This window comes from Bacillus sp. TH22, assembly GCF_016651015.1.
In the GTDB taxonomy this organism is placed as follows: Bacteria; Bacillota; Bacilli; order Bacillales; family Bacillaceae_G; genus Bacillus_A; species Bacillus_A mycoides.
In genome coordinates, this window is sequence record NZ_JAEKER010000002.1 from 146,501 (window position 1) to 165,539 (window position 19,039).

General features: G+C 32.1%; 12 protein-coding genes and 5 pseudogenes. 16 read left to right on the forward strand and 1 reads right to left on the reverse strand.

From position 1 onward, the window contains the following. Nucleotides 1-115: 115 nt before the first annotated feature. Nucleotides 116-1,846, forward strand: a complete 1,731-nt coding sequence (locus JFU18_RS28395) for a methyl-accepting chemotaxis protein (RefSeq protein WP_201034992.1) — start codon at nt 116-118, stop codon at nt 1,844-1,846. Between the two features lie 6 nt (nt 1,847-1,852). Here JFU18_RS28395 and JFU18_RS28400 read toward each other — a convergent pair whose 3' ends face one another. Further along, a complete protein-coding gene (locus JFU18_RS28400; protein WP_201033553.1) occupies nt 1,853-2,044 on the reverse strand; it encodes a hypothetical protein in 192 nt (63 codons plus the stop codon). A 748-nt stretch (nt 2,045-2,792) separates the two neighbouring features. On the opposite strand from JFU18_RS28400, the gene JFU18_RS28405 reads away from it, so the two are divergent. The 15 genes and pseudogenes from JFU18_RS28405 to JFU18_RS28465 all read left to right on the forward strand — a co-directional run. Beyond that, nucleotides 2,793-3,635, forward strand: coding sequence for an arylamine N-acetyltransferase family protein (locus tag JFU18_RS28405; RefSeq protein ID WP_201033336.1), 843 nt, complete (start codon nt 2,793-2,795; stop codon nt 3,633-3,635). 293 nt (nt 3,636-3,928) lie between these two features. Continuing rightward, nucleotides 3,929-4,051, forward strand: a complete 123-nt coding sequence (locus JFU18_RS30260) for a hypothetical protein (RefSeq protein WP_274606755.1) — start codon at nt 3,929-3,931, stop codon at nt 4,049-4,051. A gap of 104 nt (nt 4,052-4,155) precedes the next feature. Further along, nucleotides 4,156-4,410: a SunI/YnzG family protein gene (locus JFU18_RS30435; RefSeq protein ID WP_085313117.1), complete on the forward strand. Its 255-nt coding sequence runs from the start codon at nt 4,156-4,158 to the stop codon at nt 4,408-4,410. Between the two features lie 881 nt (nt 4,411-5,291). Beyond that, nucleotides 5,292-6,056: an ADP-ribosyltransferase gene (locus tag JFU18_RS28410; RefSeq protein WP_201050430.1), complete on the forward strand. Its 765-nt coding sequence runs from the start codon at nt 5,292-5,294 to the stop codon at nt 6,054-6,056. Nucleotides 6,057-6,451: 395 nt separating this feature from the next. Further along, nucleotides 6,452-7,819, forward strand: coding sequence for a family 8 glycosyl hydrolase (locus tag JFU18_RS28415; protein ID WP_201034990.1), 1,368 nt, complete (start codon nt 6,452-6,454; stop codon nt 7,817-7,819). A gap of 193 nt (nt 7,820-8,012) precedes the next feature. Then, nucleotides 8,013-8,120, forward strand: a pseudogene (locus tag JFU18_RS28420) (IS6 family transposase); the annotation flags it as partial. Nucleotides 8,121-8,435: 315 nt separating this feature from the next. After that, nucleotides 8,436-8,623 (forward strand): annotated as a pseudogene (gene hfq, locus JFU18_RS28425) (RNA chaperone Hfq). A 579-nt stretch (nt 8,624-9,202) separates the two neighbouring features. Then, nucleotides 9,203-9,487, forward strand: a pseudogene (locus JFU18_RS28430) (integrase); the annotation flags it as partial. Nucleotides 9,488-9,553: 66 nt separating this feature from the next. Next, nucleotides 9,554-9,805, forward strand: a pseudogene (locus tag JFU18_RS28435) (helix-turn-helix domain-containing protein); the annotation flags it as partial. 128 nt (nt 9,806-9,933) lie between these two features. Further along, the gene (locus tag JFU18_RS28440) at nt 9,934-10,839 is read left to right on the forward strand and encodes an alpha/beta hydrolase (protein WP_063225932.1); all 906 of its coding nucleotides are present in this window, start codon (nt 9,934-9,936) and stop codon (nt 10,837-10,839) included. 1,409 nt (nt 10,840-12,248) lie between these two features. Next, nucleotides 12,249-14,504, forward strand: a complete 2,256-nt coding sequence (locus tag JFU18_RS28445) for an N-acetylmuramoyl-L-alanine amidase family protein (protein WP_201034989.1) — start codon at nt 12,249-12,251, stop codon at nt 14,502-14,504. A 779-nt stretch (nt 14,505-15,283) separates the two neighbouring features. Next, nucleotides 15,284-15,997, forward strand: a complete 714-nt coding sequence (locus JFU18_RS28450; RefSeq protein ID WP_002069741.1) for a response regulator transcription factor — start codon at nt 15,284-15,286, stop codon at nt 15,995-15,997. Then, on the forward strand, nt 15,994-17,073 hold the full coding sequence (locus JFU18_RS28455; RefSeq protein WP_201034988.1) for a sensor histidine kinase: 1,080 nt from the start codon (nt 15,994-15,996) through the stop codon (nt 17,071-17,073). The genes JFU18_RS28450 and JFU18_RS28455 overlap by 4 nt, the downstream gene beginning before the upstream one ends. A 76-nt stretch (nt 17,074-17,149) precedes the next feature. Next, nucleotides 17,150-17,647, forward strand: coding sequence for a DM13 domain-containing protein (locus JFU18_RS28460; RefSeq protein ID WP_201034987.1), 498 nt, complete (start codon nt 17,150-17,152; stop codon nt 17,645-17,647). Between the two features lie 71 nt (nt 17,648-17,718). Further along, nucleotides 17,719-17,810, forward strand: a pseudogene (locus JFU18_RS28465) (IS6 family transposase); the annotation flags it as partial. Nucleotides 17,811-19,039: the final 1,229 nt, after the last annotated feature.

Genomic DNA, 19,039 nt, shown 5'->3' on the forward strand with positions numbered 1-19,039 from the left:
TTTAGAAAAGCTTTTACGGATTTTCCAATGGATATAAATAATTAAATGTCGCATTTTGTCGTGTATTTTTATATAATTATCATTTAATCAATATATAACAATGAGGGGGATTTAATTGTCGTTTTTAAAAAACAGTAAAATTGGCACAACATTAAACGTATTGGTAGTTATAGCAAGTGTCGCTTGTATAATATTATCTATACTAGGATTTTGGGGTCTTAAAAAAGGTGAGTATGCTTCTACTACTATGTATGAAGATAGTTTATTACCAATTCAGTGGATAGGAGCAATAGAGTCTAATTATTATCTTATCAATATGAATGTAAAGGAAACTATTCTATCAAAAGATGAAAAAAGAATAAAAGAGCTTTTGACAGAAATAGATGTAGCTCGTACAGAAACTGATCAGTTATTAAAGAAGTTTGAGACTAGAGTTAGTTCTAATAAAGAAAAAGAATTGTATACAACATTTTATACAACATTTAAAGAATTAAGAACACAACTGAAGAAAGTACAAGATTTGGGACAATCTAATAATGAAGAAGCATATGCTTATTACCTAAAAGAGGTTGATCCTAATATGAAAAAGTCAATTCAGGCAATTCGTGAACTTATCCAATTTAATAATAATAATGCAGATCAATTACAAAAAAATAATACTGACAGTGCAACAAATACCATGCTGCTGTTTATTAGTATCTCCATTATAGCAATTGCAATAGTCATTTTTATTGGTTATATCATTAAAAGTGCAATCAAACAACCAATTGTATTATTAGAAAGAGATATGGAGCGAGTATCTGAAGGTGACTTAACAATACGCACTTCTTATAAATCAAATAATGAATTGGGAAGCATTGTGAAGTCTTTTAATAGTATGTTGGATAACTTACAACAATTAATTGGAGAAGTGAAAATCACAACACAAGAGGTTATTTCTTCTACCGATGGTATGTTGCAAGATACAAAACGAGCATCTAATATATCAAGTGAGGTTGTTCAAACTATTTCCGAGGTAGATAAAAAAATAGAAGGACAAGTTACTAGTATTCAAGAAAGTTCATCATCAATGGAAGAAATTGCGACTGGAGTTCAAACAGTAGCTGAATCTTCAGCAACGGTTACAGAAGTGGCTGTCACAACTACAGAACAAGTCAATTTTGGTAGTGAAGTGATAAAACAATCTATACTTCAAATGATTAGTATTCATGAGGTTGTTGAAGAAACATCCAAAGTAATAGATAGGCTTGTTACACGTACGCAGGAAATTGATAAAGCTCTGTATGCTATCACTAATATTGCTGAACAAACAAACCTTCTTGCCTTAAATGCCTCAATTGAAGCTGCACGTGCTGGAGAAAATGGGAAAGGATTTGCAGTGGTGGCGGCAGAAGTGGGCGATTTAGCTGAGAAGTCTAAAAAATCCGCGAGTGAAATCAATAATTTAATACAATTAATTCAAAGAGATACAAAAGATACAGTTGATGCAATGCAAAAAGGCCAACAAAAAGCTTCGGAAGGAAAAGAAACTGCTAATAAAGCAGATCAAGTATTCTCGTCTATTATGGTGGCTATTAATAAAATCACTAGCCAAATTCAAGAAGTATCTGCAGCGACAGAAGAAATGTCTGCCGGTACAGAAGAAGTCAATGCCTCTATGTCGAGTGTTTCTGAAACTGCAACGCAAGTAGCTAAGGAAACAACTCAAACTGTACATTCAATCCAATCACAAGCAGCATCAATTGAAGAGATATCGAATCAGTCTAAAAAAATAAAAGAAAAAGTAGAAGCTTTATCGAAATTAGTTTCAAAATTTATTGTTGAGAAGCAAGATGATAAGAAATAAAATATATCAAATAAAACAAAAAAGTACAGGTCCTTTATCAATTAAAGACCTGTACTTTTTTATATGTTTTGTGTTACCGCCTTTTGCACCTTCAAAATTTGCTTCAGTAAATTCTTTTGGGTCACCATTATCTCCACATGCTGCAGGTACTGTAAATGAGAAAGCTCTTACTATCATTAACGTACTTGTTATGTACAAATTTATTCCTCATTTTACCCCTGAAAAATAGGACATGGTCTGTATTTCATTTCCATTTAGATAGAAGGAAGACCGTTTTTCGTTTTGGAGAATTTTTTTTAACTTAATAGCGATACGTTAGTACCTTCTTGTAGACAAGGGTTGTAATAACTAACAGAAAATTACAAATGATTAGAAAATTTTATATCAATTTACTTTATATTCCATTTATGCAAAAATAATTGTGAGTACATTTTTTAAAACTTTCCCCTAATAAAGTTTTGAAAGAGTTGTCTCAACATTCTCCATGTTGTAAGTATGCCAAGGAAAGAGAGCCTATATGGGTTCTCTTTTCTTATAAAATTAATTTTTCACCCTCATATTTAAGTAATATAAGACTCTATTAAGGATACCATTACTGTATTGAACAACAAGGGTAGATAAAACCAATAGTATTGTTTTCGCCTTTTTCATAAATGATTATTAAAGATACTATATAAAAAAAGGGATAAATAAGTATATTTTTCCAGAAAATAAAAAAGTAGCTAGCAAAAGTTAATTGCCCTGTGAATAAGAAGAACATCAATAGAAGATGAAAGTTTGCCCGAATTATGTCTAAGCTTACAATTTTCTTTTTTTGATATGGTGAGGTTTCTTATGTAAAAACAAGCCATAAAATAATTTGATTTTATTACACTTGATTATATATTTATTTAGTGTATCATTATGTGAGATGGTTAAATATTCCATAAACGGAAGGTGATATGTGATGTTGACTGATTTACAAAAAAATTTTTTCTCACGGCTACAGATAACTCCAAAAAAAGATGTAAGCTTTGAAAATTTACATGAAATTCTTCAGCAAATGGCATATGTAATACCTTATGAAAATTTAGACGTTATGAACAAAAATATCCGGAAAATTACTAGAAAGAATGTTCAAGAAAAATTACTATTAACTCAACGCGGAGGACTATGTTACGAGCTCAATACCGTATTATATTATTTTTTACTTGATTGTGGATTTGATGTCTATCGCATATCTGGTACGGTCTACGATTTAGGTGGTGATAAGTGGAAGCCTGACGATGGACATGTGATTATTATTTTAAATTATAATAATCAAAAATACATCATAGATGGGGGACTTGCCTCACATCTTCCATTACACCCAGTTCCATTTAGCGGTGAAGTGATCTCATCTCAAACGGGAAAATATCGTATTCGTAAACAGAATACTGAAAAAGGAACTTACCTACTAGAAATGAAAAAAGGAGAAAATGGGGAGAGTGCCCAATTCCTTAATTCTGAACCTACTAATACATGGTGCACTGGGTTTGCGTTTTCATTAGATGAAATAGATACAAACAAAGTAAATGCTATACAAAATATTATTGTAGAGCACCCCGAATCACCTTTTAACAAAGGATACATTGTCTGCAAATTAATTGAAGATGGACATATTTCACTTACTAAAAAAAGTTTTACAGAAACAAGAAAAGGCCAAAAAAGTAAACGAACTATAAATGAAGAAGAATATCAGCAGATTCTTAAAGAAGTATTTAATATTTCTCTAGATAAATACCTCGATAAAATTTTAGAAAGAGGCTAGCTTAAACTAACTCATATAAAATTTCTTTGTCGTTTAAAAATAGATTTGTTTAAATAAAATTACATTTTTATACCTTTATATAATTTCAATTGAGATAGTTAGTATACTTTATTTACAATATGTTTTAAGAGTGGAAAAGCATAATTTTTTATGCAGTATTAGAAAAAGCACTCGAAAGAGTGCTTTTTTCGTTCATAAAATTATAAATTAATATAGCTATAAAAGTAAATGATTTGTATTTTACTTTTAATAGAATAATTTCGAATAATATTGTATTTTAAGGAGTGTTAATCTTGAGAAGAACAACAGGATACATATTAGGACTTACCGGTGGAATTATGGGTATCTTATTTTCTATTTATGTTATGTATTTTTATGGAAACAAGGAATTTGTACATGTAATTTTGCATACATAAGCACAAGTTTTTAAAATCCGTATATCATAATAGATAGTTTAATTTAAAATAATTTAGATAATTGGTTAATTATTTATCTAAAACTAATAAAGGATTGATATAAAATGTCAAGAATTAGCATAACAAAGTCCCAAGATAGTATAATGATTGCATGGCAATCAGCAGAGATTACCATCCCTTTAAAAGATATAATTACTATATCTACGAATGACGTTCCTCATAATAAGCTCGATCATGTTGTTTATATTGGAACTCCATCTTCCTCGAAGAATAGAATACTAATACATACTACAAACTTAAACTTCATTATATTTGTTGTTAATCCATCTATAATCTTAGAAGAAATTAATATTGAGTAATACAGTTCTAATAAGAAGTGTAGAACGGCATGAAAGTCTAAACTAAAATCTCATTAACAAACGTTGATAAATAAACATTATCAAAAATTCTGTAGGTACTCTCTTGTCTCAATTACAGGACATGAGAGTCTAAACCTTTTGAACTTGCGACAAGAAACCCTAAACTACTTAACCAATAATAATGTAATGTTCGTGAAATATACTGATTTCAATTGTATAAACTAGTATAAAATCGGATTTACTGATATGAGAAATAATAGCCCTCCTATAATTAGGAGGGCTATTATTTTTATGTTTAAATGTATTTCATTTTTATGAACTCTTACTAACATGCAACTATCAATGACATAAGTACATTAATAGTTTGTCCGGGCATCAAAATTAATAGCTACATTTCTTGGCCAAACCTCTTGTCAAGATTCTCCTATAAAAATAGTGGGAAATATAAAATCAGACGAATGTTGAACATGTTTTTTGGAGTCTATTATTTTTTATCTTTGTATTTCTTTTATCTGGGAATCATAAAAGGATATTACTATTACATTATAGTTTTTCATATACATAAAACTATTTCTCAATTAATTCCTAGAAAATATGTATAGTTACCCTAACTTCATATTAATATTTAATTAATTTGTATAAATATCAAGATAATTAACGAATAATGACTTTAATTCTCTTATGTATTCCTTCTCATTTATGTTGAGTTTCGTGAGTATCAGTTACTGTAATCTTCGAAAATTATTTATATAAAATATCCTATGTTATAAAAATATAAAAAACATATCAGGTCAGACTTCTTTTGAAAAATATTTAAAAGTATTACGAAACTAAAAAAAAAAGAGTACGTTTGTTATGTAAATAAATTTTAAGGAGTGGTAATGTTGAAACGTTCACTAGGTTTATTATCAACTGCTGTTGTAACAGCATCAATGTTATTCGGTGGAAGTGGTCACAGTGCATATGCTGATTCACTTTCAGAAGAAAAAGATATGTATCAAGTAGCGGCAAAAGAATCAACTGAATGTAAGAAACAAGGACAGTATAAAGTGTGTGAAACGCCAGAACAAGCAAAAAAATGGGGAGAAAAACAATACAATAAATGGAAACCGAACAAAAATGAACAGACTGTTTTAAATAGCTATACAAAATATGCTGGGAAATTTAATACACCACTTAGAGATAACAAAGGAGACATAACAAAGATTAAAAATCCAAACGACAAAAATAATATTCTAGCTTTAGACAGCGTATTAAATAGGGGGGAGATACCTGAGGATGTAATTTTATTCAGAGGAGATGACCCTATTGCATTTATGGATGACCCTAATAAATTAATAAAAAATGGTAAAATCGATAAAGAAGAATTTAATAAATTGAAAGAAAAATATAAAGGGAAATCTAAAACGGAATATGGATATATAAGTACTTCTTTGCTATCTAATACTCCAATAGTTAGCACAAAAGTTTTCCAAATAGAATTTAAAACATTAGCTGGAACACACGGAGGATATATAGAAAAACATAGTTCTTATCCAGGACAATATGAGTTTTTACTACCTAGAAATACAACTTATATTATAAGTAAAATGGAATTAAGTAATGATGAAAAGCATATAAAGATTGAGGCATTAGTAAAAAGGTAATAACAAAATCACCTTCGTATTATTCAAAGCTTCCTTCTAATATAAGTTTTGAAACTTATATAAATAGACAGTAACGCGACTTTAATTGATGGAATGGAATGGTATGAATATATAAGTTGACGGATGTACAGCAGCACTACATATCTTACGTTAACATGTTATGAAATTTGATAGAGTTGTTATATTGAAAGTACATTTGGTCTATTAGTGGCTGCTGTGATAGCGGGAACACATGAGCGTATATAAACTTACGTGGTTATTATCCATGATAACTTGAATTTCTATTACAGGGACCATAACTTACATCATAAGTAAAATGGAATGGAAATATTAGTAGAGTAGTGTTCATAGGATCGTGTCTGTATTTAAAAATATTTTTTTAGGGAGCAGAAAAAATGAGCAGAAAAAAACAGATATTCACCGTTATATGTGCATTTGGGATAGGATTAGCAAGTTATACTAATTGTACTTCTGCAGAGGTTTTAGACAGTACTTCATTAAGAAACACTTCAACTATATCAAATTATTCCCAAGTATCAGCTGTTGCTAAAGAGATGAAACCCTTTCCACAGCAAGTAAACTACTCTGGTGTTATTAAACCAAATCATGTTTCGCAAGAAAGTTTGAATACCTCAGTTATAAATTATTATAACAATTGGAAAAAGAAGTATCTAAAGAATGATCTTTCTTCACTACCAGGTGGCTACTATGTCAAAGGAGAGATTACAGGGAATGCGGATGGTTTTAAACCGTTAGGAACTTCAGAAGGACAAGGTTATGGTATGATAATCACGGTCTTAATGGCAGGTTATGATTCAAACGCCCAAACTATTTATAATGGCTTATTTAAGACAGCGAGAGCTTTTAAAAGTTCCGAAAACCCAAATTTAATGGGTTGGGTTGTAGCCGATAGCAAACAAGCGCAAGGGCATTTTGATTCTGCGACAGATGGGGATTTAGACATTGCTTACTCACTTCTTCTTGCTCATAAGCAATGGGGATCAAATGGCACAATCAACTATTTGAAAGAAGCTCAAAATATGATTACAAAAGGTATTAAGGCTAGTAATGTGACCAAAAATAATAGTTTGAATTTAGGTGATTGGGGTTCCAAAAGTACATTTGACACTAGACCTTCCGATTGGATGATGTCTCATTTAAGAGCGTTCTATGAATTTACAGGGGATAAAACTTGGCTTCATGTTGTTGACAATCTCTACAATACTTATACACAGTTTACAAATAAATACTCTCCAACTACAGGATTGATTTCTGATTTTGTTGTGAAAAACCCACCACAACCTGCACCTAAAAACTTTTTAGATGAATCAAAACATACCGATGCATATTACTATAATGCGAGTCGTGTACCACTCCGAATTGTTATGGACTATGCAATGTATGGAGAAAAGAGAAGTAAAGTGATTTCTGAGAAGGTTACTACATGGATAAAAAATAAAACAAAAGGTAATCCATCTAAAATTGTAGACGGTTATAGCCTAGATGGAACAAATATTGGTGATTATCCAACAGCTGTATTCGTTTCACCATTTATTGCCGCTGGTACAACCAATAGTAACAATCAAGCTTGGGTGAATAGCGGTTGGGATTGGATGAAGAATAAGAAAGAAAGCTATTTCAGTGATAGTTATAATCTATTGACCATGTTATTCTTAACTGGGAATTGGTGGAAGCCGATTCCTGATGAAAAGAATATACAAAGCCAAATAAATTCAGAAGTTCAGTCTGAATTTAAGGAATAGCTTATAAAAAAACGTAGGACTACATACTCCTACGTTTTTTGTTCACACATTTTCTTGTTTATATGAGAGGGAGTACTCATCACTAACAACTTAGCATTTCTGATTCTGGTGCAAAAACTTTGAAGTATACGAAAATGGTCTATCAAACTTGGACATACTGATAGTACTACTCTATAAAAGGTACGTGATCAGTATGGAAAAGGAGAATATATTTAAGTGGAAACATTATCAACCGGACATCATCTTGTTAACTGTACGTTGGTACCTACGGTACAACTTAAGCTTTCGTGATTTGGTGGAGTACATATTGTATCTGTCCATGGTACCGGACTGAGCGTTCTTTACGAGGGAGGATAAGGAATGGACGGATTCGCCTATCTCAAACGCTTGAACCTATGCAAATAGGTTTGAAGGTCTTTCAAACCTGTTTGCCTGGCTAGCGCCGAGCGAGTCCCTTCCAAGCTTGGAAGGGTTTGGGGATGGTTGCTTTTCTTTTATAATAGATCCTTCAATGGAGCATCATGTTATTTTTAATTCCTAGTGGCCACAGTCGGAATTAAGCTGATACAATTATTATTATGAATTGATTGTTTATTTAAAGGAGATGGAGAAATAGATGTGGGACTTTCAAGAGGAAAGCTATGAGCGATTAAAAAAAGAAAAAAGAATATTACTCTATTTTTAAAAAGCGGCGTCAGAATACCAGGACAAATTGTTGGGGTAGATCGTTTTACTGTACTTATGTTGGTTAATGGGAAACAACAATTAATTTATAAACAAGCTATATCTACAATTGCTATGTAAAAATAGTGTCTTCTTAATAATTAACAAAAGAGAACAGGAGTCAATTTTGACTCCTGTTCTCTTAAAATTTTGAAAGTATTGTCTCATAAAATATAGCGATCCCTATAAGGGGTCACCATATCATTTTAAGAAAATTGTACGCTAAGGAATTTATAAAGGTTGTCGAGACTTAATAAACGTTTATAAATGCTTTTTGATATGTTTATAAACGTGATAAACTTTGATTTTATAAGGATTAAAGTTATGTCCTTAAAGGTATACCTTTACAAACAGGTAAATAACTTCAAATTAATAAAGTAATCTTCAGGACTATCTTTATGTTTTCGCAGTTACCAATAATAAGTATTATGTAGATTTTATCAACACCCAAGTTGGTTTCTGTCAATTGTTTTTCCCTTATGCTTAAGATAAGATTGTATTCGCCGATCTTATCTTTTTCATTTATTAAGGTTTACTTTAGTAAACGAAGACGTTTGTTTAAAATATTTAGGAACGATACGTATGAATTTAGAAGAGCTTGTATACTTTAAGCGATTTTAAATTTGATATACTAAAAGAAAAAATGAGGATGATAAGGTTATGCCAACAAAAGAGTTCCAAGACACAGTACAGCATTTTTCTTTTTTCTTATTAGATAAAGGAAGAAAACCTTCCACAATTAAACGATATGCTTATGATATTGAAGATTTTGGTCAGTGGTTGCAAAAGTCTAAAAAGCTTCCATTACGCAATATATGGACAACACTTAGTAAAGAGGATTATGAAGAGTATTTTAATGATTGGGGTAGCATCAGGAAAATGCGGATTTACAACGCTAAGCACATTTTCCTGACGATGCACCCGTTTTTTACAACGTTAAGAAAGTTTTAGTGGTTTTAACGAATCTAAAGAGACCATTTTCTCCGAATTAAAATGGTATTCACCTAGTAAATTACGTTAATGGCTGGTGTTAACCAATTAGAGCGAGATCTTATTCGTATGCGACAACGTGAAGGGATTGAGTTGGCTAAGAAAGAAGGGGAATTTAAGGCTCGGTTAAAGAAATATCATAAAAATCAAGCAGGAATCAATTATGCAGTAAAGCTATACAAAGAAGGAAATATGACTGTAAATTAAATTTGTGAAATTACAAATGTATCTAGAGCTTCATTATATAGAAAGCTATCTGAAGGGAACAAATAATCACTCCTTATTCCATTAAAGGGGCAGATTAATAGAACAAGAATAAATTATTTCTTCTATCGAAATATAATCCCAAAACAAAATAATCTGTTAAGTAATTCTCATTTTACAAAAAGAGGTGTGAAGAAATGTCATTAACATCAGTTTTATTAAATGTGTTATTTAAAAAGGGGGATGCTAAAAGAGATAAAGGGTTAACTACCCCAGAAAATATTGAAAGGTTTGACAACCTTGATTACTACGGGGATAAAAGTGAAGACCATTTGCTTGACGTGTATTATCCAAAGGATACGGAAAAACCTTTGCCAGTAATTATATCGATTCATGGTGGTGGCTGGGTGTACGGGGACAAGGAAGCTTATCAATTTTACTGCATGAATTTAGCCCAGTACGGGTTTACGGTAGTAAACTTCAACTACCGTCTTGCACCAAAGTATAAATTTCCAGCGGCTCTGGAAGATGTAAATTCAGTTTTTCATTGGGTGAAGAATAATTCAACAAAGTTTCATATGGACTTAAATAATTTGTTCATTGTAGGTGATTCAGCGGGAGCACAGATTGCAAGTCAGTATGCAGCAATTATAACTAATTTAAAGTATGCAAAACTGTTTGACTTCAAAATGCCTGATATAAGAATAAAAGCAATGGGATTAAACCACGGAATGTATGATCCTCTCGATAAAATAAAAAACAAAGAAACGAAAAAATGGTACAGGAATCTTTTAAATGCTTTGATGAAGGACTACCTTGGAAAAGAAATTCATAAATATGAAAAGGAAATGGATTTTCAGTCAAACATTACTTCATCTTTTCCTCCGTCTTTTGTGACTTGCAGTGTTAATGATGGATTGGTTGGGATTCAACCTGTTTTCCTTAGTAAATTAGAATCTGAAGGACTTCATTATATTTACAAGGAATATGGTCATAATGACAAAGCGAGCGGTCATGTATTCCACCTGGACTTAAGAAAAGACGAAGCAACAATACTCAACAACGAACAAATAGAATTTTTCCACCAATACATGGGCAAATGAGTGGATATCCAGTAAAAAAGTAATTAAAACAAGCTGAAAATGGGGTCCCGCCAACTAAATAACATAAAACCCACGTTAAGACATTTTTGGGAAGCGAAAACCTTAATTTTTGTACGCTAAGGGTTGTAACTAAAATGAACGCTTTTGTTATAACATTGGTTTCATGAAGCGTTAGCCTTTATTTAGCCAATTTAGCTGTAACAAAGTACTTTATCAAAAATAATTCGTAACATTATTTATCATAATCCTTTTTGTTACGTTAGAACGCCTTTTATATCAATCTTTCTTTTCCTTAGCGTGGGTTTTATGTTAGTATGCTGGCAGTACCCAAAGAAGAGCGAATCCATTTGGGTTCTCTTTCCTTTTAAATTTGAGTTTTTAACCTCAAATTTAAGTATTGAAATTTTCTAAATCTCGATGTATTATATTTTTGTATTTTCTCACTTTCCTAAGCCGAGAAAACATCATCACTTCTGAAAGAACCCAAACTCCAGTGGGTTCTTTTATTTACCTGAACACATTTTTGAGGAATTTTATTATATTTTGGGTCTTACTTATATAAATCATTATCAAGAGCACCTGCACACCTGCAGGTGCTCTTTTCTTTGTAACAAATATAAATAAAAATTAACATTAATATAATAGGATTTTAAAATGCTTGTAATCTTTCCTCCCTATTATTTGAGTAGGGGGTGAAAAGTATGTTCAATTGGACAACACCAGGTGAAGTAATAGTTGGCATATTGCTTTTAGGGGTAATCTCAATTGCAACCAGATACACAATTAATCAGATACAATAAAGTACCTATAAAAGTAGGTGCTTTTTTCTTTGTTATATAGAAATTACACATTAATTCATATTTGAGCCACTTTAAAAAGAAAAGATGTTGGAGACTAATCGAGACGGATGGATATCCTTATGATTAATAGTTACGTATAGCTATATGTACATTCCAAACATATATATTATTTTTAAATATAGATAGATATCTTACAGTAAGAATCCTTTATTTTTACTCAAGATTAAATGGGTATAGTTCTTTAAATCTATAAAAATTTAGTTTAGACTTTCTTGTCCCAACCAATATCTAAAAGTGAAAGTTTAGACTTTCTTGTCTAAATGGTTTGGAGTTTCATGTACTTGTACAACCGCATTTTGTTGATAAGACCCCAATTAGTTTCACTCAAACTACCCCCCATAAAAGCAACATAATATACATAAAATAAAAAAAGATTTATGAAAGACTTTTGTAACATTTGTGAAAGAGAAATGAAAGATTTTTAAACTAAGATGAACTTACTGATATTGATGTTATATCAGTCGTTAATAAAAATTACAAGTAGAGAGTGAGGAACAGCATTGTGTCAAGGCAATCTGAACTAAATTCTACTAAGAGAGGAAAACAAAAATGAAAAAAAACTTTAAAACAATTAGAATTGGTAAGAAATTAATTCCTGCCACAGCGGCATTAGGTATTCTCTTTTCTTTAGCCCCTGTTGCAGAGAACAAAGCTAGCGCAGGTTTAGCCACGGTGTTGGATGTGACTATTACTTCATTAGGTATTGTAGCTGATATTTATGAAAAGCTTGGGATATCTGTAGGGGAGCCTGACTTATCTAATTACACTGGCCCCTATGCAGAGAATGTGTCTTACAGAGCTCCTAACTTTAAATCTGGGGAATTTAATATTTCTATGCATCATACGAAAGGAGATTCCAATTTCACTAGAACGATTAAAGTACTATATCCAGATGGAAAAAGTGAGATGAAAGACTTAAAATCGGGGCAACAGCTTAAGATTACAGAACCCGGTACAATTGTAGATTTGAAACCCTTTGCAGAATCTGTATCAGAGCACGATCTTCTTTACATTACAAAAGCGCAATTGGATGAAGGAAAAACCGGGGTTGCGCTTAATCAAGGTATCACCATATACGTAGAAAAAACATCCGGTGAAAATAAAGTACTTGTTGACGAATTTTATAAGAAGAAATTTGGAGCAGATTCTCTTGACGGTTTTAAAGGATTAGGGGTGGACCGCTTTTCTTACTTAACAGATGAACAAAAGAAGGTAGCAACATTGACTTCACATCCAGTAGGTAGAGAAGTTCTTTCTAATTATGTTACGAATAACCCTACAGCTCAAGCAGATTTTAATAATCGGTCAAGTAATGTATTCGCAGAGATCACCAATACCCTAGAGACACCTATTAAAGCAGCATTTGGCTCACTAAATCACGGTGAATCCTATCAAATTATCCCCTATAAAAAAGGAAGCAATAAAGTATTGGTAAAAGCAGGTTCAAAATATCTTTCAGGGAAAGAAGGAAATGTTCTTCAATATTCCGATTCGATTGGTGACGATGAATTGTTTGAACTTGTCTCAGCCCCCGCTTTTCTTAATAAATGGCAGTTTGATTTGGTAAACAAGAATGGAGTACGTCTGACTAGTAATCCATACATTCAAGGCTTCCTGAAGGAAAACGATGGTGCTAATTCTTTCAGATCTGGAATTAGTTTCACTGCAAAAACCAATGATGAAGTTCACAACTGGTTAATAGACTGGTACCCTGGTAAAGAACATGATAGACAGAAGTATGATGGAAGAGTAGAGTTCAAAGCTAATGATAAAAGTGATGGCTCTATATGGACTGCATACGATTCTTCTGGAAAATTAATAACGAATAGTTGGATAGAACGAGATGGATCATATCATTATGCAGATGCTTCAGGAGTTCTTTTGAAGGGGTGGCAGGAAATTAAGGGTAATACGTATTATTTTGCTCCGCATTCTAACTCCCTGGTAGTGTCGTCAAACTCATCTGATGCACAGATTGAGGGTAAGGTCTATCATTTCAAGGATTCTGGTGTTCTGCAGCGATCAGCCTGGAAAGATGAGCAATATTCTGATGCTTCTGGAGCGTTTGTTAAAGAAGGTCTGAAAGAAATAGAAGGTAAAATTTACTATTTTAAAGATTTCGCAGTTACAAAGAATGAAATGCGTCTAGAAGACCAACATGTCATTCTTCACTTTTCCAACAAAGGCGTGCTTGAGAGGGCTTCAGATCTGAATGGGAAAGCATTAGCTAGTACTACTACTGTTACTCTTAACGGGAAACACGTAGTCTTTGAGAAAGACGGTTCTGTTAGAAAGCCAGGACTCACTGGAAAGAGACCTTTCCCCCAATCAGATGGAACTGAAAAGGTCACAATGCACTATTATAGCTTAGAGGATGGAGCTTCCTATTCGGGTTGGAAGATAATTGATGGAAAGAATTATTATTTTAAAGATGGTAAGCACTACACTTTTGATGGTTATGAAAATATTGACGGAAAAAAATATTATTTTAATAATGACGGACAAGCTATGTTGACAGGGTTTAAAAAAGAAAATGGTAAAATATACCACTTCGATAATAAAGGCGTAATGCAAAAAGGGTGGCAAGAAATCGATGGTAAATGGTATTACTTCGATGATTCTGGAGCAGCTAAGATAGGATGGTTCTCTGTTGGTGGTGGATACCATTTCCCTTATTACGGGTACTTTACTTATTATGCCAAAGAAGATGGTTCAATTTATCAAAACACCACTGTTGAACTTGATAATGGGAAAGGTGTTTGGAAGACTTATAAATTTGACAGTCATGGACACAAAGGTTATTAATAATCCAAAAAGAGTCTGTTTTTTATAAATATGACTCTCTAAATGAGATCCCTCAACCTAACTGGATCATATAACTCTGAAAAACTAAAAACAAGGCTTCCAATCAGTGAATGAGAAAATGGGTTAAAGAGTGGGCGTTGATATTCTTTTAAGAATTTAATCATGTGAAGAAGTACATTTCTAATGTCCATGAAACAACAAGTCGAGAATGGCCGTAGGACCTTCGTCTTTGATAGTAATGGATATTACAAGGTGAAAAGTTAGTTAATAATAGGCTAGTACTGTTGCAGATAATGGTAGCGCCCCAGTTGTAGCTTCTAGTGAATTCATTTTAAAACCTGAGAATACAACTGCACCAGGCAATAATCACAAATGGGAGTTAGAAAGTATTAAGTAAAGAGTCATGCAATATATGTACCCTCTATCCATATGAATAGGGGGTATATATAGATTTATAAATATAACAAGTCTTTCTATACATTTGTTACCCCTACTCCATACGCCACAAACTGAAGACTCCTCAGTATTTATTCTTTTAGGAATGATATATAAACAGAATTTACCTAGTCATACAAGTAATCAAGTGTTAAAATTACCTTCTGAATTATAGAATCACCTTTAATAATTTTTAATGAATATAAGATCAAAGTGTTGGATTCCGACTTACTAATACTGTCAGTGATAACATCTGCATCTCCAAGTTCCATAGATTTATTAGATGAAAGCAGATAAAAGAAACATTTCAATTGTGATTTATGCACAAGAAGCGAGGATTATATATGAAAAAAAGGATTTTAATCGTAGAAGATGAAGAAAACATTCGAGAAGTATGCAAACGGTATTTAGAAAGAGAAGGATACGAAGTATATACAGCTATGAATGGAATGGAAGGCTGGGATGTATTTCATCAATATCAACCAGATTTAATTATTTTAGATCTCATGATGCCGAAAAAAGATGGATGGGAATTATGTGAGGAAATTCGTCAACAATCAAATGTTCCTATTATTATGTTAACTGCTAAGGGAGAGGAAAGAGATCGAATTTTAGGTTTAACAATGGGAGCAGATGATTATGTAACAAAGCCGTTTTCACCTCGTGAATTAGTATTAAGGGTTCAAATTATACTAAGAAGAGGCAATCAAATACCGATACAAGCAAAAGAATCCCTATCAGAAGTAATAGAATTTCCAGATTTGAAAATTTATCCAAAGACGAGATGTGTACTTGTTTGTGAAAATAAAGTGGAATTAACGGTGAAAGAATTTGAGGTACTTTATGTCATGGCACAGCATCCAAAACAAGTATTTTCTCGTTCGCAACTTCTTGAACTTATTTGGGATTTTGAACATGAAGGGGGCACAAACACAGTAACCGTGTTAGTGAGTCGTTTACGTGACAAACTGGAGAAGCATACGATAAAGAATCGTTGGATTCATACTGTTTGGGGAATAGGATATCGCTTTGAGCCAAATGGAGGAAATGAAACATGAGATTACGCATTCAATTGTTATTGATGAATTTATTAAGTACCAGTATCCTGGTAATTGCTATATGGTATAGTGAAACGCAAATGTTACTTGAACCAGAACAAACACGGTTATTAACAGTAATTGCGGTTGTAGGACTGATTATTTCAACGTTTATTTACTGGTTAATGACACGCCCTATCATGAGGTCCATTCAAAATTTAATTGAACTAACGAAACAATTTAGCGATAGACAATTTGAAACAAGGTATATAATTGGAAAAGAACCACGGGAGTTTAAAGAATTAGCAACAGCCTTCCAACAGATGGCCAAAAATTTGGAAGAAGGGTTTACTAAGTTAGAAGAAGGGGAAAAAGCACGTAAAGAGCTCATTACGAATATTTCACACGACTTACGAACACCTATGGCTAGCATACAATTGATGATAGAAGCATTACAAGATAATCTGATTGAAGATCCTGAAATGAAAAATCAGTACTTAGTTACGATTTTAAAAGAAATAAAAAGATTAAGTGGATTAATCAATGACTTATTTGACCTTTCAAAGTTAGAAATTGGGCAAGTAGATTTTCATCCAACTTTAATACATATGGACAAAGTCCTATTGAATGTACTAGAGGCACATTCTGTCTTATTAGCAAACAAACAGATCGATTTACAATTGGAGGTTCCTGAGACATTACCTCGACTTTTAATTATGCCGTGTAAAATAGCACGGGTCATTAGTAATTTGTTAGATAATGCAATCCGGTATTCACCTGTCTCTGGAACAATCCAGCTGATTTTAGAGGAAAATAAGCAAAAGCAACAAGTCCAATTCATTTTGCGTGATGAAGGAGAAGGAATTACTCCAAATGACCAACTACGCGTATTTGAACGGTTTTTTAGAACAGATCAATCAAGAAGTTCACAATCTGGAGGATCCGGTCTCGGACTAGCCATTACAAAATCATTGATTGAAATGCATAGTGGAGAAATTGGTGTGAGAGATCGTTTAGACGGCAAACAAGGAAGTGAATTTTGGTTTACTCTTCCCATCACATCAGAAAAAAATAAGACCGCTGAAAGACTTTTGTAATACTTATATTATAGAAATGAAAGACTTCCTTGTTAACATACTACTACACAGTATGTTACAGGAGGTTTTTTATTTTATGAGAAGAAAACATGTATTGCTTATAGGAGGTTTTATTATTGTCGGGGGAATTTTATGGTCTTTGTTCCGCCCCGAGAAATTATTTATTGATAAGCAAGTGAATGAAGCATTGCCACAAACAGAAATACAATCAAACGAAACAAAACAACAACAAAAACGAGTAATAAGTGAAGGGCAGTTTCAAAATGGTGTCCATGAAACAACTGGAAGAGCAACAATCCATCAATTAGCGGATGGAAAACGCGTTTTACGACTTTCCAATTTTTCAACATCTAACGGGCCAGATGTTCGAGTTGTATTAGTTCCTACAAACCATTTGAAAAATAATGAAGACGTGAAAAATCATCAGTATATTGAATTAGGAAAATTAAAGGGAAACAAAGGAGACCAAAACTATGGAATTCCTGAAGGAATAGATGTAGGTACATACGGTTCGGTTTCTATATGGTGTAAAAGGTTTAATGAAAACTTTGGTGCGGCTTATTTTGAAAAATAAGAAAGAGGGTTCTGTTGCAAAGTTTTTAAAGTAAGCTAAACTCTGTAACAAGCAAACGAGGAGTATAACAGATGAGATATTTTAAAGGAAAACAGTTCAAGAAAGATATTATCGTGGTAGCCGTTGTTTTTCTTTAAGCTATTGCGATGTGTCTGAAATTCTATAGGAACATGGTATTTCTATAAAAAACAATGTGTCAAAAAGTTCGAGATAACATTTTAAAGTACTTCAAAAATATATAGACCTTTTGAATCATTTGTGAGTTTTTCTAAACGATTTCTTTCAAGTTGATTTAATTCTTATTATTCACCAGAAGCAAAATGAAAATATACAAATGAATTGATATAGATAAATAGAGAAGAATGAATAATTCTTTAATATATTTAAATTATATATAACTGAAGCAATCCCTTTATAAAAAGTACCCATTTTCATGTCTTTTTACACAAGATTAAATGAATATAATTCTGTAAATCTATAAAAATTCCGTTTAGACTTTCTTGTCCCAGCCAATATCTAAAAGTGAAAGTTCAGACTTTCTTGTCTAAATAGTTTAGAGTTTCTTGTCCTTGTACAACAACAAGATAAGTGTAGAAAGACATGAAAGTAGGAACTAATTTTCTAGCGTAAAATGTTGAATTACCAACAAATGTAGTTCATTTAGTACCCACTTTTTTGTCCGCATATCGTGACAAGAAAGTGGGTACTTCTTAATATGAAGACACCAAAGTGGAGATTTCCTGAATGGAAATGAACTATCCTGGGGTACAGCCGAGATATGTGTAAAAATAGGTTACAGACTTACTTTTATTTCTAATATAATTTAAAATCGGATTTTTGTTTTTTGATAAAACCCCTTCATTCGTCTAAGAAGTACGGCGACGATTCGTATATTGACCCGCCATATCTATAAAAAATAAAATTTCGTAATCTTTTTTACTTTTATGAATTTAAAATACTCTATTTAAAATATTTTTTAACATCATATATATCTATTAAATTTATCCCCATATAACACTTTATTTTTCAGTAAATGTTAAAAATTTTAAGCGCGTGTAAATTTTTAACATTTTTTATTTTTCTCAATTGTATAACTTTATTTTTGAATTATACTTAATGCGTAATCCTAAAATTAGGAAAGGTGCTTTGAGATAGGACATTTATCTTAAATTCTTACTTAGAGGAGTGACTTAAGAAATCAATGAAGGTAATGTGTTTCTAAATTAATTAGGAAAAGAATTTGAAGTGTTACTATGCTTTTTTGTACTCATCCAAAAATATAATCAACATTGCTTAAAATAAGTGTGCATTTAATAAATCCACTTTTGGCATTAGTGAGAAAACTGATATTTCGTATGTAAGTAATAACGAATTTGAACGAAAGGAATGATT